This is a genomic window from Bdellovibrio bacteriovorus, assembly GCF_001592755.1.
In the GTDB taxonomy this organism is placed as follows: domain Bacteria; phylum Bdellovibrionota; class Bdellovibrionia; order Bdellovibrionales; family Bdellovibrionaceae; genus Bdellovibrio; species Bdellovibrio bacteriovorus_E.
Genome location: NZ_LUKF01000017.1, coordinates 224,775 through 251,560, shown reverse-complemented (window position 1 = coordinate 251,560; position 26,786 = coordinate 224,775). Strand labels below are relative to the sequence as shown.

At 45.1% G+C, this 26,786-nt stretch carries 21 protein-coding genes; 11 read left to right on the top strand and 10 right to left on the bottom strand.

Going from position 1 to position 26,786, the window contains the following annotated elements:
* Window positions 1-240: 240 nt before the first annotated feature.
* Window positions 241-1,374 (top strand): patatin-like phospholipase family protein, encoded by a 1,134-nt coding sequence (locus tag AZI85_RS13600; RefSeq protein ID WP_063244575.1) that lies wholly within the window; start codon window positions 241-243, stop codon window positions 1,372-1,374.
* On the opposite strand, the gene AZI85_RS13595 is transcribed toward AZI85_RS13600, so the two are convergent.
* Complete coding sequence (locus tag AZI85_RS13595; RefSeq protein ID WP_063244574.1) at window positions 1,375-3,243, bottom strand: potassium transporter Kup; 1,869 nt, start codon at window positions 3,241-3,243, stop codon at window positions 1,375-1,377.
* 272 nt (window positions 3,244-3,515) lie between these two features.
* Window positions 3,516-4,097, bottom strand: coding sequence for an NADPH-dependent FMN reductase (locus AZI85_RS13590; protein WP_063244573.1), 582 nt, complete (start codon window positions 4,095-4,097; stop codon window positions 3,516-3,518).
* 74 nt (window positions 4,098-4,171) lie between these two features.
* Between AZI85_RS13590 and AZI85_RS13585 the strand changes: the two genes are divergently transcribed.
* Together AZI85_RS13585 and AZI85_RS13580 are read left to right on the top strand one after the other, a co-directional pair.
* Window positions 4,172-4,867: a PilZ domain-containing protein gene (locus AZI85_RS13585; RefSeq protein ID WP_063244572.1), complete on the top strand. Its 696-nt coding sequence runs from the start codon at window positions 4,172-4,174 to the stop codon at window positions 4,865-4,867.
* Between the two features lie 79 nt (window positions 4,868-4,946).
* Entirely contained in the window at window positions 4,947-6,239 is a 1,293-nt protein-coding gene (locus tag AZI85_RS13580; protein WP_172795336.1) for a hypothetical protein, read from the top strand.
* Here the strand turns inward: AZI85_RS13580 and AZI85_RS13575 are convergent.
* Window positions 6,236-7,588, bottom strand: coding sequence for a hypothetical protein (locus AZI85_RS13575; RefSeq protein WP_253720992.1), 1,353 nt, complete (start codon window positions 7,586-7,588; stop codon window positions 6,236-6,238). The two genes, AZI85_RS13580 and AZI85_RS13575, sit on opposite strands and share 4 nt — an antisense overlap.
* 259 nt (window positions 7,589-7,847) lie before the next feature.
* Here AZI85_RS13575 and AZI85_RS13570 point away from each other — a divergent pair, with 259 nt between their 5' ends.
* On the top strand, window positions 7,848-10,904 hold the full coding sequence (locus tag AZI85_RS13570) for an outer membrane lipoprotein-sorting protein (RefSeq protein ID WP_063244571.1): 3,057 nt from the start codon (window positions 7,848-7,850) through the stop codon (window positions 10,902-10,904).
* On the opposite strand, the gene AZI85_RS13565 is transcribed toward AZI85_RS13570, so the two are convergent.
* Complete coding sequence (locus AZI85_RS13565; RefSeq protein WP_063244570.1) at window positions 10,901-11,404, bottom strand: TetR/AcrR family transcriptional regulator; 504 nt, start codon at window positions 11,402-11,404, stop codon at window positions 10,901-10,903. The two genes, AZI85_RS13570 and AZI85_RS13565, sit on opposite strands and share 4 nt — an antisense overlap.
* Window positions 11,405-11,548: 144 nt before the next feature.
* On the opposite strand from AZI85_RS13565, the gene AZI85_RS13560 reads away from it, so the two are divergent.
* From AZI85_RS13560 to AZI85_RS13550, 3 genes are read left to right on the top strand one after another with little or no spacing between them, the layout of a single operon-like run.
* On the top strand, window positions 11,549-13,063 hold the full coding sequence (locus AZI85_RS13560; RefSeq protein WP_063244569.1) for a GH3 family domain-containing protein: 1,515 nt from the start codon (window positions 11,549-11,551) through the stop codon (window positions 13,061-13,063).
* Window positions 13,060-13,647 carry a LysE family transporter gene (locus AZI85_RS13555; protein ID WP_063244568.1) on the top strand — a complete coding sequence of 196 codons (588 nt, stop codon included), beginning with the start codon at window positions 13,060-13,062 and terminating at the stop codon, window positions 13,645-13,647. Before AZI85_RS13560 ends, AZI85_RS13555 begins: the two co-directional genes overlap by 4 nt.
* Window positions 13,644-15,623 carry a C45 family autoproteolytic acyltransferase/hydolase gene (locus tag AZI85_RS13550; RefSeq protein ID WP_063244567.1) on the top strand — a complete coding sequence of 660 codons (1,980 nt, stop codon included), beginning with the start codon at window positions 13,644-13,646 and terminating at the stop codon, window positions 15,621-15,623. Before AZI85_RS13555 ends, AZI85_RS13550 begins: the two co-directional genes overlap by 4 nt.
* Before the next feature lie 42 nt (window positions 15,624-15,665).
* On the opposite strand, the gene AZI85_RS13545 is transcribed toward AZI85_RS13550, so the two are convergent.
* The gene (locus AZI85_RS13545) at window positions 15,666-16,370 is read right to left on the bottom strand and encodes a substrate-binding periplasmic protein (protein WP_063244566.1); all 705 of its coding nucleotides are present in this window, start codon (window positions 16,368-16,370) and stop codon (window positions 15,666-15,668) included.
* A gap of 68 nt (window positions 16,371-16,438) precedes the next feature.
* On the bottom strand, window positions 16,439-17,194 hold the full coding sequence (locus tag AZI85_RS13540) for an MnmC family methyltransferase (RefSeq protein WP_063244565.1): 756 nt from the start codon (window positions 17,192-17,194) through the stop codon (window positions 16,439-16,441).
* Window positions 17,195-17,228: 34 nt separating this feature from the next.
* Between AZI85_RS13540 and AZI85_RS13535 the strand changes: the two genes are divergently transcribed.
* The 4 genes from AZI85_RS13535 (at window position 17,229) to AZI85_RS13520 (ending at window position 23,278) form a co-directional block, all read left to right on the top strand.
* Window positions 17,229-18,236, top strand: a complete 1,008-nt coding sequence (locus AZI85_RS13535) for a TIGR01212 family radical SAM protein (RefSeq protein ID WP_063244564.1) — start codon at window positions 17,229-17,231, stop codon at window positions 18,234-18,236.
* Between the two features lie 507 nt (window positions 18,237-18,743).
* The gene (locus AZI85_RS13530) at window positions 18,744-21,164 is read left to right on the top strand and encodes a ribonucleoside-diphosphate reductase subunit alpha (RefSeq protein WP_063244563.1); all 2,421 of its coding nucleotides are present in this window, start codon (window positions 18,744-18,746) and stop codon (window positions 21,162-21,164) included.
* A gap of 98 nt (window positions 21,165-21,262) precedes the next feature.
* The gene (locus tag AZI85_RS13525; RefSeq protein WP_063207180.1) at window positions 21,263-22,261 is read left to right on the top strand and encodes a ribonucleotide-diphosphate reductase subunit beta; all 999 of its coding nucleotides are present in this window, start codon (window positions 21,263-21,265) and stop codon (window positions 22,259-22,261) included.
* Between the two features lie 93 nt (window positions 22,262-22,354).
* Window positions 22,355-23,278, top strand: coding sequence for a hypothetical protein (locus AZI85_RS13520; RefSeq protein ID WP_063244562.1), 924 nt, complete (start codon window positions 22,355-22,357; stop codon window positions 23,276-23,278).
* On the opposite strand, the gene AZI85_RS13515 is transcribed toward AZI85_RS13520, so the two are convergent.
* The 4 genes from AZI85_RS13515 to scpB form a co-directional block, all read right to left on the bottom strand.
* Window positions 23,275-23,745 carry a hypothetical protein gene (locus AZI85_RS13515; protein WP_063207175.1) on the bottom strand — a complete coding sequence of 157 codons (471 nt, stop codon included), beginning with the start codon at window positions 23,743-23,745 and terminating at the stop codon, window positions 23,275-23,277. The genes AZI85_RS13520 and AZI85_RS13515 overlap by 4 nt on opposite strands.
* Before the next feature lie 63 nt (window positions 23,746-23,808).
* Window positions 23,809-24,726: an HTTM domain-containing protein gene (locus AZI85_RS13510; protein WP_063244561.1), complete on the bottom strand. Its 918-nt coding sequence runs from the start codon at window positions 24,724-24,726 to the stop codon at window positions 23,809-23,811.
* Window positions 24,723-25,289, bottom strand: a complete 567-nt coding sequence (locus AZI85_RS13505; protein WP_253720991.1) for a hypothetical protein — start codon at window positions 25,287-25,289, stop codon at window positions 24,723-24,725. Before AZI85_RS13505 ends, AZI85_RS13510 begins: the two co-directional genes overlap by 4 nt.
* Entirely contained in the window at window positions 25,255-26,784 is a 1,530-nt protein-coding gene (gene scpB / locus AZI85_RS13500) for an SMC-Scp complex subunit ScpB (protein ID WP_063244559.1), read from the bottom strand. Before scpB ends, AZI85_RS13505 begins: the two co-directional genes overlap by 35 nt.
* Window positions 26,785-26,786 lie beyond the last annotated feature (2 nt).

Below are 26,786 nucleotides of genomic sequence, written 5' to 3'. Positions count from 1 at the left end.
AGCTCTTCCATAAAAAGTTGATCCGATGATAAAGCAGAGGAAGGGAGAAAATAGAAAGGACTCCGCTCGGGAGTCCTTTTACGAGGTATTATTTCCTTCAATGGAACCGATAAATCGATTGATGATTGTATCGTGCCTCGTTCATTCACAGTATCAGTCTGTGTGTATTTTTCTTCAAGTCTAGAAATACCCTTAAACTTCAAATGTAAAAATATTATTTTTAGTAAAGAGGTTGAAGCTATGTCGGTAGGTCTAGTGCTCTCAGGTGGCGGCGCGCGAGCTGCTTATCAGGCAGGTGTGATTGCTGCTATCGCCGAAATAGCGGAAAAAAATGGCGTTCAGCAACTCTTTAACTACTATACGGGAGTCAGTGCGGGGGCCATCAATGCGACGATGCTAGCTTCCACCCCCGAATGCCAAATCACAACAGGGACAAAAAAACTTTTAAATCTTTGGAGTCACGTCACCGCGGAACAAGTCTATGTTACGGATCCTTTTCATCTTTCGTTTGGTGGTATGAAATGGCTCACGGATCTTTCCATGGGCGGAATGAAACCGACATCGCATCGGCGCGCGCTCTTAGATACAACGCCCTTAAAATCCTTACTGCGTGAGCACTGCGATTTTTCAAACATTCAAAAAAATATCGAAGCAAAGAAGTTTTCGGCCTTGGCGGTATCTGCCCTGGATTATTTCACGACGTCGACCGTAACTTTCGTACAAGGAACGAAAGAGATTCCCTCCTGGCAAAGAGTGCGTCGTCAATCCGAAGTCAGTCAAATCACTTCGGATCACTTGCTTGCCTCCTCGGCCATCCCCCTTTTGTTTCCGCCAGTCACCATAGGGCATCGACATTATGGAGACGGCTGTATTCGCAACCATTCTCCGTGTGGCCCGGCGATCTATATGGGCGCTAAGAAGATCATCGCAATCGGAGTCCGAAAAAAACAGGATCTTTGTTACACGTCTCATCACGTGCAAGATGTGAAACCTCCCACCGTCGGTCGCGTTGTCAGCGTTTTATTGCATGCCGTGATGATGGATGGTCTTGAGGTGGATATTGAGCGCATCGAACGAATTAATTCAAACATCCTCAAACTTTCAGAAAAAGAGCAATCATCTCTTTCCGTGCGGCCCATTGAATACATTTGGATATCCCCTTCACGAGATCTTTCGCAGATTGCCTCGAATAAAGTGGAACGATTGCCGCGCATGATTCGTTATCTTTTGCGAGGATTGGGCTCTCTTCAAGACGCCAGCGAGATCGCAAGCTTCTTACTTTTTGATTCTGAATACTGCAAAACGCTGACAGAGATCGGATATGAAGACGGGCTTCAACAAAAAGAGCAGATCGAACATCTGCTCTTAGGTTGATTAGATTTCTACTTGAATTCCCACTTCAATAACTTGGTTCGGAGGGATTCTAAAGAACGCCGTTGGTCTTTGTGCATTCTTCGACATAATGGCAAACAGACGCTCACGCCAATGTGGCATCCCCGGCTCATCCGGACGATTGGCGCTCTTGTCGGCGATGATAGTTTCTCGACCTAAAACAAATGTCGTATCCGTGACATTGAAGTGAATGTCTTTTGAACGGCACGCTTCTAAGATGTGCTTCATCTTAGGGATTTCCATAAATCCATAATACGCCAGAATGCGGTACATATTTGGAATGACTTCCTGGATGGACACACGATCTTTCTTGGAAACAAAAGGCACTTCGCGCGTTTGAATAGTTAAAATCGCCACACGCTGATGCAGAACCTTGTTGTGTTTTAGATTGTGCAACAATGGCACAGGCACACCCCAAGGATCTCCGGACATATAGATCGCAGTTCCTGGCGCACGCAATGGCGGTTCTCTTAAGAGCTTTTGACAGAACTCTTCAATAGGCATGGATCTTTCTTTTAAGCGACGGAAAAGCACCTGACGGCCCTTCTGCCATGTCGTCATCAAAAGATAAATCACAAGACCAATCACTAAAGGCACCCAGCCTCCATGAGTGACCTTTCGGACATTCGCCGCAAAAAAAGCCATGTCGACAATAAAGAATGATCCAAAGATCGCAGACGCCTTAAGCAAACTCCAATGCCATTTTTGTCGAGCCACTTCAAAGGCTAGAATGGTTGTAATAACCATTGTTCCTGTCACCGCAATACCATAGGCCGCGGCTAAGTGACTTGATGATTTGAAAGTCAAAACCAACCACACAACACCTAAGAAAAGTGTCCAGTTCACAGAAGGCACATAGATCTGACCAATCTCTTGGCTTGAAGTATGAACAATTGAAATACGAGGACAGAATCCCAATTGAATCGCCTGACGAGTGATGGAAAAAATTCCCGAGATCAAAGCTTGTGAGGCGATCACAGTCGCTGTCGTCGCTAAAATTACTAATGGCAACAACGCCCACTTCGGCGCCATAAGATAGAACGGATTTGAAACAGCTTCGGCATTATTAAGAAGCAAAGCCCCTTGACCGAAGTAATTCAGCGTCAAAGCCGGAAGCGCGACAAAAAACCACGCCAAACGAATCGGACGTTTTCCAAAGTGTCCCATGTCGGCGTAAAGAGCCTCTCCACCGGTAACCACTAGAACAACTGAGCCAAGAACGATGAAGCCATGCCAACCATTGCGCAGGAAAAATTCCAAAGCGTGATGCGGAAGCAAAGCTTCAAAGATATGCGTATTTTCCGCCATCGAGTGAATACCTAATACGGCCAATGTCGCAAACCACAACATCAGAATAGGACCGAAGATAACTCCGATTTTTCCCGTTCCGTATTTCTGCATTAAGAAAAGAGCATTGATCACAAAGATGGTTAAAGGAACGATGTAAGGTTCAAAACTAGGAGCGACGTAAGTTAAACCCTCCATCGCCGAAAGAACCGAAATCGCGGGAGTGATCATCCCGTCACCGTATAAAAGTGCCGCACCGAAAAGACCCAGAATCGTCATGAGCCAACGACGGCGAGTCAGATCTTTATGTTGCTGGCTGCGCACAGCAAGAGCCATCAAAGAAAGAATTCCACCTTCACCTTTATTATCTGCGCGCATGACAAAAGCCATGTACTTCACGCAGATCATGATGATCATCGTCCAAAAAATCAGAGATAAAATACCGATGATATTTTCCGGTGTCGGATGCAATCCATATTCACCACCAAAGCATTCGCGAAGAGCGTAAAGAGGACTTGTACCGATGTCCCCAAAGACCACGCCGAGCGCGCTCAATGAGACCATCACAATATTTGCATTCGATTTATGGGGGTGACCTGTATTATCCACAGGCCGTAAGTGTAGATAAGATCTATAGTATTGTCAGCTGAGCAAAAAATGACGCGGATGGACTAATTACATGAACTTTAGTTGCTTCCGAAATAGGCTGTTTGAGATCATACAGTCTATGGCACCTAGTTCGATATTTCGTTCTAAATGGTTACTTGCAGCCCTCTTGATCTTAGGTTTGATCTATTTCGAGGGCCGCATTCACAGCAAACTGATCGACAATGAAGCTACTTCTGCTTCTTTTGCTCGATAAGAGCATTGGCGTCGATTTTAAAGGCACCCAAAGCTTCGGTGAACTTTTTAAATCCTTTTGCCTGCTTTTCTAAAAGCTGCTTGATCAGTTCGTCTTGAACCAACCCCTCGGCAGTTAAAATCTTATGAACATTCATAATAAAGACACGCTCTGGATAAACATAGGCGTTCCGATACCCAAAGACCTGCTGTAAATGCTCCACCGGACGAAGCGCTCCGAACATTCCACCTAAACCGACAAAACAAACAGGACGGAATTCGAAAGACTCTGGGAACTTCAAGTGATCGATGAAGTATTTTAGAATGCCGGGCATAGAGCCATTGTACTCTGGACACACAACAATCAAACCTTCGCTAGAAAGAACTTTGTCCAAATAAGGCTTCATCGCATCGCTTGTTTTTCCATAGTGAATGTCATCGTGCAGATGTTTTTTCAGTTCTTTCAAATCGATGATTTCTACCTGCTCTCCCAAAGAGTGATAGACAGACTGAATGTGTTTTGAAATTTTAAGAGTGTTGGAGTCAGGACGATCAGTGCCTGAGATAATGTACTTCATGAATTAAATCTCCTAGACAAAGTGATATACCTTTCGTTGTAATAAAGCACAAGCGACAACTGAGGAGAACATCGGTGGCGAACTCGAAGATTTGGTTTATTCTCTCAGAAGGACAAGTCAATGGGCCTTTTGATCATGAAGAAATAGAAACTCGCCTGGCTTCAGCAAAAGAACCTCAAATTTGGGGCCGGGGCCAAAGTGAATGGATGAATCCGATTCGCTGGCGCCAATCACTGAAAGAGTCCTTCCAAACTTTACCATCCGCTTCCGCCACCTCCGAGCCGCAAGGCTTTTGGAAGGTTCGCATTGAGGGGAAAGAAAAATCCCCCATGAAATACTCTGAACTCATTGCCTATTTAAAAACACTGAATGATTTTTCGGCTGTGGACATCTGCGCTGATAGCAGTGGTATTTGGCGTGAAGTCTATGCCGTCCCCCGCGTCGTTGAAGACCTGGGAATCAGCCGCCGGTCTCATCCTCGTGTGCCGATTGTAGGGACGTTGAATTGCGAAGGGACTAAGGGACCTTTCTCGTGTCGGGTCATTTCCATCAGTGAAGGCGGTTTAGGAATCAATGATGCCCGCGATTTGCAGATCGGCGAACGCTTTGAAGGCTCACTGACTAGCCCGAATCTTTATGTTACAGTCAATGCCACCTGTGAAGTCGTTTACGTCGGCAATGATGGCTATGCCGGTCTTCGCTTTGTAGGACTTCCCGATGAATTTAAAAGTTCCATCATTGAATACGTGAATAAATTTGCCACGGTTTAAAACTGGCACGACACAGACAATGTGTGGATGAGAAAACAAGAAAGCTGTGATTACCTCGATGATCATGAAGAGTGCGTGTTTGCTTCTTATTTTACTTTTCTGCTCTTTTGCGCAGGCAAAGCATAAAACAGAGTGGAGTCTTCACATCGACACAAAGTTCGATGCGGTTTACTTTGCGGAAGAATATGGCACCGACACAAATCAAGATCTTTATAAGTTGGAACTCGATCCCATCTATGATTGGCGCTATTTAGACAGCGTGCGCTTTTACGTAAAACCCACTTTTATCGCGAACCCCAACAACAAATCCGATGAAGAAAAATATTTCTTTGATCCCACCGAAACCTATCTGCGCTATCAAGGTGAAAGCTTTTCTTTGCAGGCCGGATACAATGTTTTTACCTGGGGTGTGACGGATGGCTACAATCCTTTGGATGTTATAAATTCGAAACAGTATTTCGACCCGCTTCACAGCCGCAAGCTGGGGGCTCCCTCCGTTGTTTTTTCTCAGACATTAGATATTTGGGATTATGAACTCATATACATTCCCGAAAACCGGGGCGCAACGTTGCCGGGTGAACAAAGCCGCTGGTTGCCACGGGAAGTCTTCGTTCCACAGACTCCGGATAACGATCTCGTTTTATTGTTACCAGAAAGTCTTCACTACAATTATGGATCGAAAGAAGATCTTGATGACGCCCGCAAGAACAACTATGCCCTTCGCATTCAAAGACATGGGAGCGTCTTTGATGTGGGATTGACATACTTTGAAGGTGTCGCCTCTTTCCCGCTCATTCAACCCGTGGTCACGGGCACTGTCGTGGCGGTCTCGCCTAAAACCATTGTTCAAGTGGATCCCGATGTGACCTTAAACGTCAAAAACTACCGCATTCGCCAAGGCGGGCTCTCAATGACCGCGAGCTCTTGGGAAACTCTGTTCAAACTTGCGAGCAGTTATACCTCAAGCCTCACCGAAGATCCCTATCTGCAAAAATGGACGTTTGAAAATGTGTTGGCTATAGAAAAAACTTTCAACTTAGGTGAAAGCGGTCTTCTTATAGCCGTGCTACAAAAATCATTCATTCAGACTGAGAAAGAAAATGATTCCAACCTTTCGATGACCGAGATTTTTCGCGACGCTTGGATGTTGGGCGGACGCATGTCTTGGAAAGAGGTCTGGAATTTTTCATTGTTAGGACTTTACGATGGAATTCATGGAAGCAATTACGAGGAACTCACGATCACCCGTCGTTTTTGGGATGCCTGGAATTTAAGCCTTACAGCAAGCCTTATTCAGGGCTCAAGCGAAACGCCTCTGGGAGTGTACGAAAAGAATGATTCGTACACCCTGACCCTGTCCCGCTCGTTTTAAGGAGTTAATTGCAGGGTGATATCTTGATTGTTCGGCGCTAAGACCTTTTTAACTTTCAAGCTCACACCTTCCATCAATGGAATCTTCGGAATTTCCATCGTCATCGTCTGACCCCAGATACCGCTGATAATTTTATCGCGAATAGTGCCATATAAAATACGGCGATTCGGAGAATATTTAGCAACATAAGAAGCATCATAATAAGGTGTCATTCCCAATGAGGGATTTACAAGTGTTGCCGACGCCTTGCCATTTTCAACCTTCAAGTTGATTTTGGAGTTGAAAGGCACAGACCAGTTTACAAACGGTACGTACTGGCCAGAGCGCGGAGCCTGCATGCGCGCATAGAAATTCGCTTTCGCCTGATATTGCAACCCGCCGCCTTGTATTTCCATATCCTTATTGGAATACACATCAAATAAGAACTTCGTCGATTTCGAATAGTCTCTTAAGGCCGGCCACACGAAGAACTGCATAAAACGAGAACTCATCAAACTGCCAAAGCCCGGCAGCTTATCTGAAGTGATCTTATGCAACCATGCATTCGCAGAGTAAGCCTTCAATAGAACTTCTTTGATAAAATCTTTAGGTAAAATAATTTGCGCTTCACCAGAGGACATCGGTGCCGTTCCCGGAGTCAGCACAAGATTTTTAACTTCGCTGTCTTTCGTATTTAAAAAATCAATTTGCAAGTGGCCTTTGATCAAAGCGCCGGCCTCTCCTTGATCTTTATATTCATCCACCTTCATCAAGACACTGATATCAGGACGAGACACAATGAGTTGGCGGGGACTAGAAAAATCCAGTTTTATATCTTGAAGATAATCCTGGACGTATTTTCTAATAAGGTCCTTCTTCGGCTGAATAAAGCTGACGGAATCGTTGGCGATCTTGTCGATCTCAGTTTTTAATAAATCGGCAAAACCTTCGACACCTTCACATTGAATTCCAGTTGAAGACCAGCTGCCCGGAGCCCAACCGACATCCACGCTTTGAACGAGGGCGGCGGCGTTCGTAGAACCTACCGAAGGTGCTACCGCCATAGACATGGAACCCTTACCGGGAATCATTGTCATCACCACATTCTTACAAGAGGCTTGGATTCGGAAGCGGCCGATAATTCCACCGACTACTCTTTCGACAATATGATCAACACTGACTTCACCGATCGTCAGTTGAGCTTCCAAGTTTTTGGAAGTGAGTTGCAACACCGTTTGCTGATTTTGCAACGAAGGTTTTTCCAGATGAGTCTTAACTTTCAAGGAAATGTTTTTGATTTTGACAGGCACATCTTGAGTCGTGATTTCTTGATCAGGAAATTGCCAGTTCCCTTGAAACTCTTGATTCACGAGGCTTTCCCATTTCTTGGAAATTAAATTTTCCTGAAACTGTCTAGGAAGTGCCAATTGAAATTCTGAGTTTATTTGCGAAACTGAAAGAGCCTCGAAGGAGAAGAAAAATGTAAACAATGAAGTAACTAGGCCCTTTGTCGTTATCAAGCTTGAATTGGATTTTGTCATCGTGTTTCCCATCATCATGTTTGTAGAATACGGCGTATACAGAAAATTCTAAAGCACTTGTTAAAAAAGAATCGAAAGAAGACATCTGATGAAGAAAACGAAATTGGAAAAAACGAACTTCCCTGATTCCGTCAAAAGAATCTCCATTTCAACTTTACTTTTAGTTTTTGTAGTTACGTTATTAAGCTTATTTGCTCTTCCTAAATTGCAAACTCAGTACAGCTTGAAGCAGTTTCTTCCTCAGGATAATCCGCTATTGAAGAGAGATGAACATACAAGACAGCTTTTTCAACTTCCAGATTCACAACCGTTCATCATTACAGCAAAGATTTCTCATCCTAGCGAGACCTGGTTTGAAAAAGATAAAATTCAAAGCTTAGAAAGACTCACAGAACTTCTCGCTCACTTTCCTGGTGTTAAGAACACGTTAAGCCTGGCGACTGTTCAAGGTGCCATCAATAGCGACGATGGTCTGAGTGTAGGACCTTTATTAAAAAATCTTCCTTCGGAAAAATGGGCCACCGAGACTACTAATAATCCTCTTATTTCACCGACTCTAGTTTCTAAGGATGGGCGCACGGCTTCTGTCATTGTCAATGTGAAGTCGCTGAATACTTCAGAGATCTTACATCTTCGCCAGAATTTAGAAGTCACCGCAAACGCGGCCGTTCCTTTTTCTAAGGTAGAAATCGGCGGAACTCCCGCTGTGCAGACAGACGTAGGTGTGCTGCTACAGACAGAGATTCGCAATTTCGTCGTCTTGGGATTTTTAGCCTGTTTCTTAGTATTAGGTTTAATTTTTTCAAACTGGTCGCCACTGATCATTTCATTTGTCGTGATTCTCTGCGCGAACATTATTGTTTTAGCGATCATGGCACTGGCGGGTTATCCGTTTTCAATTCTTTCGAGCACAATTCCCATTCTGACGACGGTGGACGTCGTCTCGCTGTGTATACATACGTTGCTGCGCTATTCGGAAGAGCGCAAGAATCAGCCTCATGCGACCCATCATGAACTTGTGACCTATACTTTCAAAACTCTCCTTGGACCCAACTTCATTGCCTCCATGACGACGATGATAGGCTTCCTCGCTTTGTTGACGGTGAAAGTGCCCTTGATCCGCGATTACGGAATCACGGCAGCTATTTCCATTATGACGGGCTGGGTTGTTACGACTTTATTATTATTTCCGATGTTGTACTTCTTGCCTGGACCAAAAGCTCGCCTGTGGGCTTGGAGTAAAGCGCGCTGGGGCCTTTATCTTTTCCGCCGCTCTGGCGTTTGGGCCTTTCTGATTATTTTAGTTTCTTCTGCTTTAGCCATTAAAGGACAAAGTCTTTCTTGGTCCGCTCGACTCTTTGATGATTTGCCGGCAAACCATCAAGTCCGTTTATCCACAGAGACTATCGATAAAGAACTCGGGGGCATGATTCCTATTGATGTCGAATTGAAAGGCTCTTCAGAAACTTGGAATGATCCGAAGTTATTGGCGCGTCTTGATCAGCTTCTTTCGGACATCCGCGCGATGAAAGGCGTGGGAAGTGTCGTCGGCCTTCCGGACCTCGTTGCGGCAGCAAACATCCATCACTCACGTCTGCCCGCCAGCCGTTCCTCCACGGCAGAAGTCTTCTTCTTATACTCCCTTTCTAGCAACAGCCCTTTAAAGAATTTTTTGAACACGGATTCATCTAACACGCGCATTTCCGTACGCACTCAAGATCTTCCGGGGAACGAATTGCATTCTCTCGTTTTAAATATCAAACAACTGACCGAACAAAAGTTTCCTGAGTTGAAAGTCGAAGTCACCGGCATGGGATCCACCATCCATCACTTGAATAACGAACTTTCGCATGAACTGATTTTCGGTTTCTGGCAGTCCATGGCGGCAATCTGTTTGCTGTTAATTTTTGTGTTCCGCTCTGTGCGCTGGGCTTTAGTGGCCTGCATCCCGAATCTGGTTCCACCTGCAGCTTTGCTGGGATTCTTGGCGCTTTCGCAAACCCCGATCAAGCCTAGTGTCGCGATTATCTTTTCCATCGCCCTGGGCTTGGCGTTTAACAACACGGTTTATCTTTTGGAACGCCTGCGCGCGATTCAGAAAAAATACCCCCGTTCTCGTGAACTTGAAATCGAAAAGACCCTGTGGAGAGAGGGAAACCCTTGCTTGATTTCCAGCATGACTTTACTCGCTGGATTCTCGGTTTTCATGGCGTCTTACTTTGCTATGAACCGCATCTTTGGTTTCTACATGCTCTTGTCAATGCTCGCTGGACTCGTGGGTGATTTGATTCTTTTGCCGACACTGTTGAAAAGTTGCCCATGGCTTCTAAACTCAGTACCGTGGAAAAAGGAGAAAATCATGGCTACAGCATCTGCGCTCTTTATGGCTTTTTTCATCTCGTTCTCACCGACTCCCACTTTCGCGCAACAGGCGGATAACGCGCCCACCGTTGAGCAGATTGGTGAACAGATGAGCCAACGTCTGCGCTCTAAAGACGAAGAGTTTCAAGTTTCGATGAAGATCATCGAAGCAGATGGTTCTAGCAAAGATCGTGAAATGCATATTTGGCGCCTAAGCCCCAGTAAAAAAGAGCATTACCTGATGGTGCGCATGCAGAAGCCACAAGATTTAAAAGGCACGGCTTTATTAGCCACGCTGAAAAATGACCAAGAAGAAAAGTGGATTTATCTGCCGTCCTCTAAACAGACTCGTCGCTTGACTGGCGAAAGCGGCCAAGGAGGTATTCTGGGTTCCGAGCTCAGCACCGAAGATTTTGACTTCAATCGCGAACAAGGTGCGAAGAATATTCTTAAAAAAACGGTCGAGGTGAAGGGAAAGAAATATTTCCTTATCGAGAGTGACGTGAATTCCACTTCAGCCAATTACTCTAAAATCATCAGCTTCGTCCAAGCCGATGAATATCTGCCCATGAAGTCTGAGTGTTATGATAAGCAAGGAAAGCTTTTGAAAGTGCTCGACGTTGTTGGCTATAAGAAAGTGTCTCCGACGAAGTGGCGCGCTTCAAAGATCAAGATCCGCAACATGCAAAACAAGCGCGGAACAGAAATCACTCTTTCTGGGGTCAAACTGGATCAGGGATTAAAGACTTCGCGCTTTACGCCTAAAGCGCTTTCTGAGAACTAACGACTGATATAATCTTCAAATAGGTCTGATACTTTTTCTGAAGGCAGCTGGAAGGTAATAGCTCCCAGCTCTTTCAGATACACTTCCAAGATCTGAGTCTCACTGAGCTTAGGAAATTCTTTTTTTAAGGCTTGTAAAAGCATCGACTCGGCATCACGGATCATTTTTCCGATCTCGCCCTCTTTATTTTTTTCTAAGTAATAAAGCACGAATAGGAATGGCATTTTCTTGGTGTCTTCAAGAACCTGCTTTAAACGGTCCCGAATCCCCATGGTTTTTGTGCGCTCCATGTTCCAGAAGTTAGAAATCACGAACTTATAGGCCTCTTCGAGAGCGGTTTTTTTCTCTTTCCCGAAGTAGTAATAGATCAAGGAACGGGTCACACCCGATTCTCGGGAAATGTCTGAAAGAGTCCAGGCCAGATGACCTTTCGCCACTTCCATTTTGAGGATTGCGTTGCAGACAGCGAAATAGATATCTTCTTTGGACTGTGTTGCCATACTGCAATTTTGACAAAAACCCCGCTTTTCTGTCAACCGAAGTTGCTCGGTTCGACAGAATTACCACAAAGTTGTCAAGGGTACTGCGCGACATTGAATCTAAACCGAAATAAATTTCCTTCATCAACAAGAAGGAGACTTTTTATGTTTGCGGTGGATTCTGTCGTGCATGGCTTAGGGCAAAAATACTTAAAGACTTATTCTCAATATATGAGCGTCAGCCAGGCTGACCTGCTGGAAAAGCAAGAGAAAAACTTTAAACAGCTAAAACGCTCGTTAAATGGAACACGTATCTACAAAGATCTGCGCCTAGCGCACATTCAAAATTACGAAGAGTTCGTGAATCACGTTCCGGTCTATGGTTACGATGATTACGCACCTTACGTAGATATGATTGCTGCCGGCCATAAGAACATTCTCTTTAAAGACGAGGTTGAATACTGTGGCCTGTCTTCAGGGACTTCCGGCAAAGACAGCAAACGTGTTCCCTACAATGAGCGCATGATTCGCATGTTTTTGAAATCACAAAAGCGCATCGCAAGTAAGTTAAGCACCCTAGAACCCGACATCAATTTTCTAAAAGTCGGCCGCTTAACTTTTGGTTCGGACCCTTACCTTTACACTCAGAACAATATCAAATTTGGCTATATCTCTGGAATTCTGAGCACACGTGTTCCTAAAGCATTGGCTAAAAATACGTTTCCTTCCAAAGAAGTTTTGGCGATTTCAAACTGGGATCGTAAAATCGACATGCTTATCGAAGAGGCTTTGAAAGAAGACATTCAAGTCGTCAGCGGTATTCCGACGTACATCATTAGTATTTTTGAAGCGATTCTGCAAAAAACCGGCAAGAAAACCATCAATGAAATCTGGCCTCGACTTAAAGTCTTTGTTTACGCCGCAACTCCGATTAAACAATACACCGAAAGACTCAACCGTCTGGTGGGCCATGAGTTAAACTATTACGGCGTTTATGCTGCCACCGAAGCGGCGATCGGTCTTCCTTATGAAAAATACCAAAACGGACGCCAGAAATATTTCTTAAATCCGGATCTTCTTTATTCCTTCACCCCTGTTCTGGGCGATAAAAAGTCCCTGGGTCTTCATGAAATTGAAATGGGTGTGCCTTATTATATCAATGTCGGCACGCCAAATGGTCTTATTCACTATTCAATGAAAGACGTCATTAGTTTTCAGCAAAATAACGAAGACCTGGTGTTCGAATTTGTTGGCAGAAAAAGTACCGGCATGAACTTGGCGGCAGAAAAAGTCAGTGACGATGAGATTTTAGACTGCTACCTGGCGGCAAAAAAACTTCGTAATGTGGACCTTCGTCATTTCTTTCTTTCCCCGGTTATGAATGAAGGGAAAGCGTCCTACCACTGGACACTTTTTGTTCCGGCACACGCCGACGTCAATGTGGAACAGTTAGCAAAAACCGTGGATGAAGAAATGCAACGCTTAAATGGAGATTATAAAGACTGTCGCGAAGTCGGCGTTCTGGGACCTGCGCAAGTTTCCATCGTGAGCGCTGATTACCTGCAAAAATACTTTGAAAGCAATCGCAGCCGCGGCCAGTTTAAACTAAAAACAACTTTTGAAACCGCTGAAGAATACTTGAATTTCATGCGTTCTCATATCGCCGGAGAAGTCCAATGATTCTTTGGCTGATGATCATCGGATTTCTTTCTGCATTTGCTCTGGGGCCGGCGAGTTTTAATATTATTCGCAGCTTGGTGCGCGACCGTTCTTGGCCCTGGAAGTCCATTGCGGGCTTTCTTCTGGGAGATATCGTATATATTGCCTTGGCTTTGATGTTGTTAAAGAGTCCTTTACTTCAAGAGGCTTGGCTTAAAGCCCTTTTGACCGTGCTGACTGTCTTATGCTTAGTGCTTTACTCGGTAAAAATTCTTTTCCTTCAAAAAAACACTGACAGTTCTTTTCTGAAAGAAGAGCTGCTGATTCGCCCGTCATTTAAGAAAAGCTTTCTTTTAACGATGGCGAACTTTCATCTGGTTTTTATTTATGCGGGCCTCTTCGCTAATGTCGCAAACGAAAACGGTTTGACTCTGTGGATGGGCGCCATCACTTATCTGGCCGCCTTCCTAGTCAGTTTTATTTTACTGCTGTTTACAATCCGACAATTCAAAAATCACCTTCAAGGTTTTCTTCGCAAAATTGAAGTTGTAGCGGCCTGTGGATTTTTAACTTTTTCAGCCTATCTCTCATTGGGAATTTTATGAAAAATATCATCGCCTTATTATTGCTTCTTCCAGTGTTTTCCTATGCCGACTGCACGTTGGTGCAAGAGCTTCAGGGACAAAAACATTTTATTTGTGGCGCCGAAGGTGCAAAGAACAAAGTCCATGTTTTAGATCTGCAAGGCGGATTTTCTGAAACGGCTTATTATCACGGTCTATTTCTGCGCAAAGAAATTGAAAAAGGCGTCTTAGCGGGCGTGCAAACTCAAGTGCAAAGAGCCTTCGCCGAACTTTCACCTAAAGACCGGGAGCAAATTCTTCTGATTAAAAAATGCGTGATGGATAACTATCGCGCCAGTGTGTCTGACGAATTTAAAAGTGGTCTTAAAAATCTTTATCGCGGCCTCAAAGATGCAGGCAGCAAGGTCGGCTGGAGTGAATTTGAAGAGAGCAACTACATGGTGGAGTTTTCAATCTTTACGGACTCCATGCAAAGATTGCTGGATGAAAATCCCCGCAAAGGAAAAATGAAGGTGTTTGCTTCCTGTGCGCCTTACTTTGTGGGCCATGCTCTTTTAAAGCCTTTTAAGAAGCTCGCTCAAGGTCTTCGTTCTATTAAAATGGGGTGCACAGGGATTAGTGCATCGGCGACAAGCTCCACGGAGGGAGCCCTCGTTCATGGCAGAAACTTTGATACAGGTCTTTTGGGTTTTTATGAAACAAACCAAGTCATTGTGATCAATCGTCAGCGCAACGGTATGACCTCCGCAGGTCTGGCTTCCGCGGGTTTGCACTATGCCGGTGGCATCAGTGGCATCAACAACTACGGTCTAGCAGTAAGTCTGCATGAACTGCAGACGGAAGGAACACAGATTCGTTACGAATCAGGCCAGTCGGATGTTGCCCCCTATTTACTGCACTCTATTTTAATGAAAGCTAAAACTTTGAATGAAGCCATTGCCATGATTCAAACAAGAAAGGGCTTTGGGGCTTGGACCTTCTTTATTTCGGATTCTAAAACCGATGAGGCCGCTTCTATAGAGCTTAGTGGAAATACCGTGGCCGTGGCCCGTCGTTCAAAAAACACTTACTTGGGCCAGAGTAACCATTTTGTTGCAGCCGCAACGAGCGCTGAAGGTTATGAGTACAGTCTGAATAAAACACTGGAAACTCGCGCCCGTCTTTCTCATGTTCAAAGAACAATAAAGGAAGACTTCGGCCATATTGACGCGCAATGGGTGATAAATCGCTTGAGCGGTCACACCGATGAACTTGTGGGTGCACGCAGCTTCGGTCGCACCACCACGAAGGTGTATACAGCGGCCACTCATGTGATGATTCCCGAAAGACAAGAATGGTGGATGAGTGTCGCTGAAACTTATCCTACCAATCGTTCTCCGTTCATCGGCTTTCGTTTAAGTACGAATCCAAATTCGCCCATCGAAGTTTTGGGCGTAAAAAAAGCGTGGGAGGATCCCGAAAAAACGGCCTGGTATGATTCCATGAAATATTATGTTCAAGCGTATCTGACAAACGAAGCTGATCATCACACCTTAGCGGGATTTGATAGAACTTTAGGTCTTATTAATCAGGCGTCTGAACAAGCTAGGAGTGCCGGCATTTATGAGTTCCCGTACCACTTTATGTGGGCCCGTATCAAAGTTCAGAGAGCGGCTAAGGCCATAATGGCAGGCAAGCGCGACGAGGCGTTCATAGATCTTACCGAAAGCCTGGAACGACTGGAAGAAATCTCAGTCCGCATCGGCACGACTTTGCATCCCTATGAAAAGTTTCAATTAGATCTGTGGAAGTTCCGTGCGGAAACATTGAAACCACAAACACATAAAAACAAAGCACTTCAACAAAGTTCTCGCAAGGAAGCGCAAAAGACTCTGACCGAACTCATCCAAAAATATCCAAGTCAGAGCGAACTTTATGACTTGCAGTGGAGCCTTCAGGAAGAGGCGCAGCTATACATTGTCCTGGATTCAGAAATTCGTTTAGGGACTGTCGAGTAGTCCCGGGGGCTTCGTCAGGACCCGACGAGGCCCTTTCCTTTTTTAAGGACTGACCAGCAGGCGCTGTAAGCTTCCATCTTTTTTCATGGCTTCAATAGTCTTCGTGAAAATTTCGGCAAGCTCTTTACCCTCTTCATCATTCTGAAAGGCATAAAAAACTTCCTGCTGAGCTATCGGTTTCTCTTTGTTGAAAAGAATGTCTTTTTCGCCACTCAATTGCAGAGCTTTTAAACCCGAACGCTCTTCGACGATGAAGGCATCAATTTGGCCTTGCGCCAGCTTTCGCATATTCAAGACATCATCGGCGGCAAATTCAAATTTGATTTTCTTATTCAGAAGAAGTTCTTTCGAATAAGGATAACGGAAGGTCAAACCGACTTTTTTACCTTCAAGATCTTTCACACTTTCCAGCGTCTGACCTTTTCTAAAAAAGATGTGATCCACCTTGACGTAAAAGGCACTGGATCTGGCCGATCTTTTCGGAATAGAAACATCCAAGCCGGGAAAAATTCCTTGAACTTTATTTCCACTAAAAGCCAGCAAAGCTTTTCCAGTGGGATAAACACTGATATGAATTTTTTTATTTGTGCGTTTGCCAATCTCTTTCGTGAGGTTCACAAAAAGCCCGCGCTCGGAATCTTCCACCATTAATGGAATAGGAAACGTCGCCAGCTCGACGGTTTTTGCAAAACCGCAAGCCGACATCAAAATAAGAGCGGTAAAAACATACCGAGAGAAAGAGAACATACGACTAGTTAAAGTTTATTAGCGTCTTTTATCAAGACTTAAATAAACAATTTTAAGTCACAATTAAGCTAGAGATTTTTCACACCCAAAGTGGAATTGCGTTTTCCTTGGAAACCTTCTCGCACAATCACTTCAAAGCCGTGATTCTTGAGGGCTCTTTTAAGGGACCCCTTGCACGCATAAGTGGATAAAATGCACGACGAAGATGAACCTTGCTCTAGAAGAGAATTCAGAAATTCTTCTTCCCAAAGAAAGGGGGACGTTTTTGAACTGAACGCATCGTAAAGGATGCAGTGATATTTCGACACCAGCCTGACATCTTTATCAAGCGCAGAAAAAATATCGACGGGCTTTCGGAAGTGTTCGACCAAGAAAGCTTTCACGGCCTCACTCGTTAAATCAGTGTCTCTGACGATCGCTTCTAACATTTGTTCGTAAGTGTTTATCACTTCAGGGTGAAGAGTGTCTTTGTCATCATGAAGCCACCTAAAAAAGAACTCACGCAATTCGGGAACACTTTCGTAGCTCGTGATCATCCCCACGTCCGAGGCCGACTTCTTTTGCAAAAGAGCTTCGCGGGCAATGACGCTCTCGATGTAGCCCAACCCTAAGCCGACGATTAAAAAATGAGGTTTTTCTATTTTCTGCAGAGTCTCTTTGATCGGTTCGCCATAGATCAGCAAAGTTTCAGTACAGGCACCGCCAGAGTGGTGCATGGATTCGCCCCTGTCTTTCGCAGGATCTACGGACTGCAATAGACGCAAAGAAGGGCTTTGATCCCCGGTGATTTCGATTTCAAACCCTATATCGCTCCACGCTTTCATTGACTTCCCGCAGTAGAAACTTGTACAAGAACCTATGGAAAAAGGCTGGTTAGGACTTCCCTATCATACAATCAGTGAGCACTACAATAAGCTCTTTGGCGAAAAGGTTTATAAGGTGCCGGTCTCTGTCGTGGATGATTGTCCCAACCGCCGCGGTCTTAAAGGCATGCAGACTTGCGTATTTTGCGATGTCTGGGGATCTGCCGCCAACGCGGAAAGCCTTTCTATGGAGCTGCGCCATCAAATTGAAACTTATCAATCTAAGATTGGTGCGCGCTATAATGCCAAAGCTTTCTTGATCTACTTCCAAGCTTACACAAATACGTTTACGAAAGTGTCGGCTCTTCGTCACAACTTCGACGTCGCTCTTTCTTATCCATGGGTGAAAGGCTTCACCTTAGGAACGCGCCCGGACTGTCTTTCAAAAGCGGTTTTGGATATGTGGCAAGAGTATCACGAAAAGTCCTTCGTCGCGGTTGAACTGGGAGTGCAAAGTTTCTTCAATGACCAACTGGAGTTCATGCGACGTGGACATACTGCGGAAGCTTCGCTAGAGGCCGTTCACAAAATCGCGGAAAACACGAAAGTGGATTTGGGAATTCATTTGATCTTCGGAAACCCGGGAGAGACAGACGATCACATTGTGAAAACCGCCGAGATCGTAAACACACTTCCTATCACGAACGTGAAGCTTCACAATTTGCACGTATTAAAGAACACGCCTTTAGAGGGCATGTACCACGCGGGGGAATTCACTCCGATTGATCGCGATACTTACGCTCACCGGGTTGAACTTTTCTTGCAGCATCTTTCGCCGCGCTTTGCGATGCACCGGCTGGCCGCGTACTCTTCGCGCTGGGACGAGCTTGTAGCGCCGGAATGGACGAAGGATAAAATGGGTACGCACCAGTACATCATCGACTATTTACGTGCGAGAAAGTCCTATCAATCACAGAAATTTATCGCGGAAACACCGGGTGATTTGGATTTGCAGTCCGTTTTGCAAAGAAAATCCGTCCCGCTTGCTACAACTCATGCTTAGTTTCTGTACAATTTAAGATCGTGTAAGATCAGTACAGGGAAATTCCCGTTTAAAACAGCTAAAAACAGACTTTTCTAACTGGACCTTGGTTTTACGAGGTAAAATCATCAGCTCTTGCTAATTTTGTTTGCAGCAGTTTTATGTCAAGCGCTTCACCGAATCTGCTTAATTGATGAGCAACGTCACAAAAAAGTTGGCGTTATCCCAAAAAATATTCTTGCAACTTCGAAGAAAGAATTACACAGTTGGAATTGAGATCGATACCCGCCTTATTGATGAGGCACCTGAAAGAGACCCCTAGATATAGGGGTAAGCCGAAAGAAGAACTGACGGCCACTTAAGGGAGGTTGACGAGTAACAACTCTGGACCAACAGCTAAGGATTAGCGATTCAGTCTCTAAAATAACACACATTTATATATTGAGCCACGAGCTGATTTTTTACGAGGGGTGAAAAATCGGTCGGGGATTTTTTTGCCCAAATGGAACGGGGCAGAGGGGATACACCATGTTGGAAACAACAGCTCACATCATGAGAGTTAAAAAAAGAGATGGCACGCTGGAGCCGGTCGACGTAACAAAGATCGTTGAACGCGTGACTCGCAACTGCCAGGGCCTGACTCAAGTGGACCCACTACGTGTTGCTACGAAAGCAATCAGTGGTCTTTATGATGGCGCAACAACAAACGAACTCGACAATCTTTGTATTCAGACGGCTTCCCTATTGATCGGTGAAGAGCCTGAGTATTCTCGTTTGGCTGCTCGTCTTCTTTCTATCTATATTGACGAAGAAGTTCGTTCTCAGAAAATTCAATCTTTCGCAGACTCTGTGGCTTTTGGTCACTCGGTAGGTCTGTTGTCTGAGGCGACTTATAAATTCGTAGAAGCTAATAAAGCCGCTCTTTGCGCCGCGATCGAACCGTACCGCACAGACCGTTTTGAATACTTCGGTCTAAGAACTGTTTACGATCGTTATCTATTGAAAAATCCAACTTCTCGCCAAGTGTTCGAGACTCCTCAATACTTCTTCATGCGCGTGGCTTGTGGTTTGGCTCAATCTGTAGAAGAGGCTATCGAGTTTTATCGTTTGATCTCTTCTCATGACTACATGGCTTCAACGCCAACATTGTTCAACTCTGGAACAACTCGTCCTCAGATGTCTTCTTGTTATCTTTTGGACTCTCCAGCAGATGACTTGAAAGCGATCTACGACAAATATTCAGACATCGCTTTGTTGTCTAAATTTGCCGGCGGTATCGGCGTGGCCTACTCTCGCGTTCGTTCCCGCGGTTCTTTGATCAAAGGAACAAACGGTCACTCCAACGGTATCATTCCTTGGTTGAAAACAATGGATTCTTCCGTTGCGGCTGTAAACCAAGGTGGTAAACGTAAAGGTGCGGCTTGTGTGTACCTAGAGACATGGCATGCTGACATCGAAGAGTTCCTTGAACTTCGCGACAACACAGGTGACGAAGCTAAACGTACTCACAACTTGAACTTGGCAAACTGGGTTCCAGATTTGTTCATGAGGCGTGTTGAAGCAGACCAAATGTGGTCTTTGTTCGACCCACGTGTCGTGCCTCATTTCGTGGACACTTATGGTCCTGAGTTCGAAGCGGCTTATGCAGAAGCCGAAGCTAAGAAAATGTACGTAAAGCAAATCAAAGCACGTGATTTGTACTCGCGCATGATGAAAACGTTGGCACAAACTGGTAACGGTTGGATGACGTTTAAAGATGCCGCGAACTTGAAGGCCAACCAAACAGGCGAAGCTGGCAACGTGATCCATCTTTCAAACCTTTGCACAGAGATCTTGGAAGTGACTTCCAACTCTGAAACTGCGGTTTGTAACTTAGGTTCTGTGAACTTGGGTCGCCACGTTGAAAACGGTCAATTCAATTTCGAAAAACTGGCGAAATCTGTTCGCACAGCTGTGAAATATTTGGACCGCGTTGTTGATATCAACTTCTACCCTATCCAAACAGCTCAAGACTCCAATCACAAATGGCGTCCAGTAGGTTTGGGTGTGATGGGTCTTCAGGATGCTTTCTTCCAATTGAAACTTCCTTTTGACTCGGCAGCGGCTCGTGATTTGTCAGCGAAGATCCAAGAAGAAATCTACTACAATGCGCTAGTGACTTCTTGTGAGCTTGCTGAACAATTCGGCCCTCACGGTGCTTATGAACAAACAAAAGCTTCTAAAGGTTTGTTGCAATACGACCTTTGGGGTGTGACTCCGTCTCAACCAGAGCGCTTTGAGAAATTGAAAGAAAAAATCAAAAAGCACGGTTTGAGAAACTCTTTGATGATCGCGATTGCGCCTACAGCGACAATTGCTTCTATCGTGGGTTGCTACGAAGCGATCGAACCACAAGTTTCTAACTTGTTTAAGCGTGAAACACTTTCTGGTGAGTTCATGCAAATCAACAAGTACCTAGTTACTGATTTGAAAACTATGGGCTTGTGGAACGAAGACCTTCGCAATGAAATCAAACTTCAAGATGGTTCTATCCAAGACGTGGCAGCAATTCCTCAGCAATTGAAAGAATTGTACCGCACTGTATGGGAAATCCCGATGAAGTCTTTGATCGACATGGCGGCCGATCGTGGCGCTTACATCGACCAAGCTCAATCTTTGAACTTGTTCATGGAAAGTCCAACAATCGGTAAAGTTTCTTCTATGTACATGTATGCATGGAAAAGAGGCGTGAAAACGACTTATTACCTTCGCTCTCGTCCAGCAACTAAGATTGCTAAAACGACAGTCAGAACTTCAGGTAATGGTTTAAGCATGACTTCTGAAGCTGCCAACTCAATGGACGCCGCTCCAGCACCTGCTGCTGAAGCAGCTCCAAAAAAGACTTACACAGACGCTGAAGTGATCGCTTGCTCTCTGGAAAACCCAGAAGCCTGCGAAGCTTGTCAGTAGACGCGGCGGTAGCCGCGGAGAGCGCAGGGCCCTGCGGGCCCGTAGCTGAACCAGCTCCCTCCGGACGAGGGAGCGTAAATACATCGGAGAACGTTTTTATGATTTTAGATCCAGGTTTTAACCTTACATTACGCCCTATGAAATACCCTGTTATGTACGAAATGTACAAAAACGGGATCAAAAACACTTGGACTGTAGATGAAGTTGATTTCTCTACAGACCTTGTAGACTTGCACACAAAATTGACTCCAGCGGAAAGACATTTGATCTCTCGCCTCGTGGCTTTCTTTGCAACAGGTGACTCTATCGTTGGTAACAACCTAGTGTTGAACTTGTACAAACACGTGAACTCTCCTGAGGGCCGTATGTACTTGTCTCGCCAGCTTTATGAAGAAGCTTTGCACGTTCAGTTCTATCTGACTTTGTTGGACACTTACATCCCAAATCCAGATGAGCGCGCGGAAGCGTTCTCGGCGATTGAAAACATTCCTTCTATCAAGAAGAAAGCCGATTTCTGCTTTAAATGGATTGATTCTATCAACGAGTTGAACGAGCTAAAAACCAAAGAAGATCGTCGTCGTTTCTTGATGAACTTGATCTGCTTTGCAACTTGCGTGGAAGGTTTGTTCTTCTATGCAGCCTTTGCTTATGTTTACTTCTTGCGCTCAAAAGGTCTTCTTGCGGGTCTAGCATCTGGTACAAACTGGGTGTTCCGTGACGAGTCTATGCACATGGCTTTTGCGATCGAAGTTATTAAAACAGCTCGCAAAGAAGAACCAGATCTTTTCAATTCACAAATGGAAGACATGGTTGTGCAAATGCTTGAAGACGCTATCGAGTGTGAAATGGACTTCGCTAATGACGTTCTTCACCTGGGTGTTGCAGGTCTTTCAGCAAAAGATATGCGCCAATATCTTGAGTATTGCGCCGATCAACGCCTTGAAAGCTTGAACATTGCTCCACGCTACAACGTGAAAAATCCATTCTCGTTCATGGAGCTTCAAGACATGCAAGAGCTTGCAAACTTCTTCGAACGCCGTGTTTCTGCTTACCAAGTGGGTGTGAGCGGTGCGGTTGCTTTCGACGAGGCTTTCTAGGCGACAGCCTAGGAGGCTGCAGCGCCGACTGGCGCGGAAGCTGGACTTCATATTAGAAACGCGATTCTTTGGACCTTATTTTTTCTAATCTGTATGGGGGTAGGATTTCTTCACGGAGTTCTACCCCAAGGTCTTTCTAGGTCTTACTTTATCAGTCCCACGAAAATTCAAGTTTTTACCACAGACGAAGTTTTCTTCCCTTTAGAAATCAGAAAAGAACTTGAAGACGAACTGAATGTTAAATTCTCAGTCACCATCACTCGTGATTGGGATGCGATTTTAGCTAACACCGTGGCAAGCCCCGCAGTAGATCTTATTTTTCTTCCCTCTTACTGGGCCAATACATTGGCTCACCAAGATCTTCTTTTAGATATTGCGCAAACTCGTAAGCAGTTACAAAACCGCGTGGCTTCGGATTTTCTTTCGATTAAATCCACGGGAGCATTTCACTTTTTCCCGTTCTATTGGATGAAGACCGGTATTCAAACTTCAAAGCATGAAAGCTTCGCCGACTTTTTAAAAAACAAAAGCGAATCCTTCCTTTTACTTTTAGCGGATGAAGATTTGTTACTGAAACATTTTCAACTCTGGAAAGAACAAGGCCTGCTTGACGAAGTGGCGCAAAAGAAAGTTCTGACTTTGCAATTGGATCAGTTAAATCGGGATCTTCCTGAAGAAGGCGCGATGGAAGGACCTTTGACTCAGGAATCGAAAGAGCTCACCACTTCTTTCGTCAGTGCTCTTTTAGTCTGGGGGGCCGCAATCCCCGTGAACTCTCCGAATAAAGAATTGGTTTTAGAGATCTTAGAAACTTTAAGTTCAAGCGAACGCCAGGAGCGAACTCTGCTGCAAACGCCGTTTAATTCGGCCTTTTCAACGGTCACCGCCAATTCAATTCCATTAAATCGTCGTGCTGACTTTATTCGGGATTTAAGATTGAAAGACACAATCATCCTTGAGACCAAGGATCAAGAAGCGAAGAACAAACTTCGTAATGAATTTAATCTGATTCTTTAAGGCTTCACAACGCGAAGAGTGGATTGACCTTGAACTTCATTCACGACCAAGCTTCCGCTGGCATCATAAGCATAGATGATGATCTTCAATGAATACTGCCCCGAAGCCATAGCCCCTAGATTCAAAGAGAAATTAAAGCGGCCGTTCTTACAGCTCGCGATATTACTTCCGGTATTGATGTCGATGATAGGCATTTGTGAACCACCGTTTAATAAATAAATACGATGGGTCGGATACGTAGACACATAACACTCCCCAGAGACATCGGCTCTGGTTTGCCCTGCCGTCGCGCTGATCTGAGGGCTATCGACTTTTAAGAATAATTCTTCCGACTTAGGTTCTTTGCTGACCGCATGCGTGGAGGGATCGTCTTTTTGATCTGTAAGCAAGGAATTGCCTTCAATGGGCGAACAAGCCGCTAGCAAAGTAAGGCTTAATAAAGCTGCTCCCTGAACTATAGATTTCATAGATCCCCCACCTATCCAGGATATATGAGGGATCGGAAGACTTGGACCAGAAATTAAATAAATCTAGTTTTGAGACGCAAAAAGGTGCTTAGGCCCTTTCAGCGCGCGTTCCAAAATGAGAGGGTCCAAGAAAAGGAAATACGTCGACACCATCGTTGTCGCAAAGGGACCGAGCCCCATAAAGATTCCAATCCCCGCATGAAAGAACACTCCTAGAAGCAACCACAGTTTGCGCGTCTTGGGCCAAGCCACCATTGCCGGGAAATAGATCTCAAAAATGATCGTCAAGTAAGCGATCACTGGAATCACCCACGGAATGCTTCTTAAGAATGAAAAATCAAAAGTCGTCATTTGCGGGTTCGCCATCACACTCCATAGCGCCGTACCGTCCCACCAGCTTCCGCCTTTGAGTTTTTCCCAACCCGTGTAAGCGTAAAGAACTGCAATCTGCACTTGCATCATGCGAATCATCATCGAGCTGATCGTGTCTGAAGATTTAAACGTGCTTTTCTTACGGATCAAATTGAGTACGCTCAAACGTTCGCAAGACTGCGTGAAGGACATATAAAATAAAAACAAAGCCGCGATAATATCAGCACCAAAGTTCACGGAATAATTGCGCTGAATAAAGCCCGCATTGATGATCCAGGCTGCCCACATCAGCCAGCGTCCGCCGATCCCCAAGGTCAGAAGGATTAAGAACACCACCAACAACGAGTGCATGATCATATTCATCGAGTCCGGCCAGAACGCCCACAAGAAGAGCGGACGATACAGATCCGGCATGATCTCTAACGCCATGGAACGCGGAATCCAGGCATTATCGCCATAATAACCCAAATTAAAGGAGCGCACGGCATACAGATACACCATCGTCCCGCAAAGAAGGATGCGCATGTACGCCAGGCCTAAAAGATTCTGCGGAGCAAACCAAAAGTGATCCCATTTCTGCCACAAGTTTTTAAAAGACGCTTTAATCATAAAGCCTCCTCATCCGCACCGCCGGTGCAAGAATAGTATTCACGCACGTACTGCAGCTCTTGAGAAAGATCCTTCAGCGTTTCGTCTTTTCTGAAAACAACCTGATCTAATGGCGGCACAGTTTCAATCACATGCTCCATTTCAACAGAACTCGCCCCCGGATACTGCTTGCACAGCCAAGGTCCGTACAGAACACGCAAACGCTTAGGTTCAATCACCATAAAGCGCATAGCATAGAGTTCGCGCTTTCTTGTAGCACTGGTAATACCTTTGTTTTTTTCGGCTGGGAAATAACCGTCGACAGGTTCTTGGATATCGTTACCCTCTTCATCGGAGTAACGAATCGTGTAGCGAACATACATAGTGTGGGCAGGATCTGGAGAAAAGAAATTCCAGCTGGCATTCAGCCCCACGGTGTTTGCGTAGGGCGTGATAAATCTTGAGGTCACGCGCCCAAAGTAGGCTCCTACATTGGGCATTACGAACATAGTAAAGATGTTATAGACAATCCAAAGGCTTAATAAAACCTTAAACGGAAGCATCCCCTTCTTCGTCAATGTCATCAGCTTCTCCTAGGAATGGCAATTCCTCATCTTCCGCTGACTCTTCATCGCTGTCAGCAAAAAGTTGATCGTCAGAAGCCTCGTCCATATCTTCATCGTTGTCGAAGGACTCTAAAGCCTCGGCAAGCTCTTCGGAAACTTCGCCGTCTTCAGTCTCTCCGTCGGCGCTCATTTCTTCATTTTCTGCCGCAGCTTCTGCAATCAGTGCTTCTTCAACACTATCACCTTCAGACGCTTCTGCTGAAGCACCTTCCGCTGAACCCGGGGTTGATTTCATAAAGTTCGCTTTTTTATCAGCCGCCATCGCCACCAAAGTCGTACCTGCCGCCAAGGCTTCATCGTACTTCTTCAACCAGTTCGCATCACGAGTGGAAACCGGCTCGCCGAACGCCAAAGCATCACGGATGTTTTGCGCGCGTTCTTGATCGCGTTTTTCTGCCTGACGACGTTTTTCTTCTTCAAAGAAATTTGTTGTCGTCGCGATGTCTTCCAGTTGTTCTTGAATCTTCATCAACTCGTCTTCACCTTGTGAGTAAGCACCCACGAAAGTTTCAGACATAGAATCTGTGATAGAAGCCAAGGTAGGTTTTTCTTCGGCTTGTTGCTCGTCGATACCTTCAGGCAACAATTCGTCGATTTGGGATAAAGTCGGAAGTTCTTTGATCGAACGAAGACCAAAGATCTCTAGGAACTTTTTTGTCGTTCCGTATTGCATAGGACGACCCGGAAGTTCGGATTTACCTTCGAAGTTGACCAAGTTCTTTTCCATCAACGCACGTAACAAGTGGCCCGATTCAACACCGCGGATCTCGTCGATCTCGGCTTTTACTGTCGGTTGTTTGTAAGCCACGATAGAAAGAACTTCCAACGCCGGACCTGAAAGCTTGAATTGACGAGCTTTCAAAGTGCGTTTTAGGAATTCCATGTTGTCGATTTTAGTCCGAAGCTGGTAGCCACCTGGAACTTCTTCCAAAGTCACACCACGACGTCCACCGGCGTATTCCACCGCCAATTGATCCAAAGCTCTGCGGATTTTATCACCGCGGATGTTTGTACCTTTAAAAAGAAGCTTTAAAGACGCTAAGCTGACCGGGCGGTCACTGGCAAAAAGAACGCTTTCCACGATACTTTCAAGACGCTCTTCTTCAACGAATTCAACTTCCTCGATTTCGGCAGAATCAAAATTATCAAGTTCAGTTCCCTCAACAGAAACCTCATCTTCTTCAGAAGCTTCCGCTTCCATTTCTGCCACTTCGTCTTCACTGGCTTCTGGAAGGAAACCTTCAGACTCTTCTTCTTCATTTAAAAAGACCGAAGCATCGGACTCAATACCGTCTAGCTCCATGTCTTCGAACGCATTTTCGTTTTCAGATTCAGAAAGTTCAACTGCTTCGGCTTCAGTATCCACTTCAGCGGCTTCTACTTCCGCCTCCATGACTGCTGTTTCAGCTTCTGCTTCAACTGGTGCTTCAAGATTTTTCTTTTTTCTCGCCATCT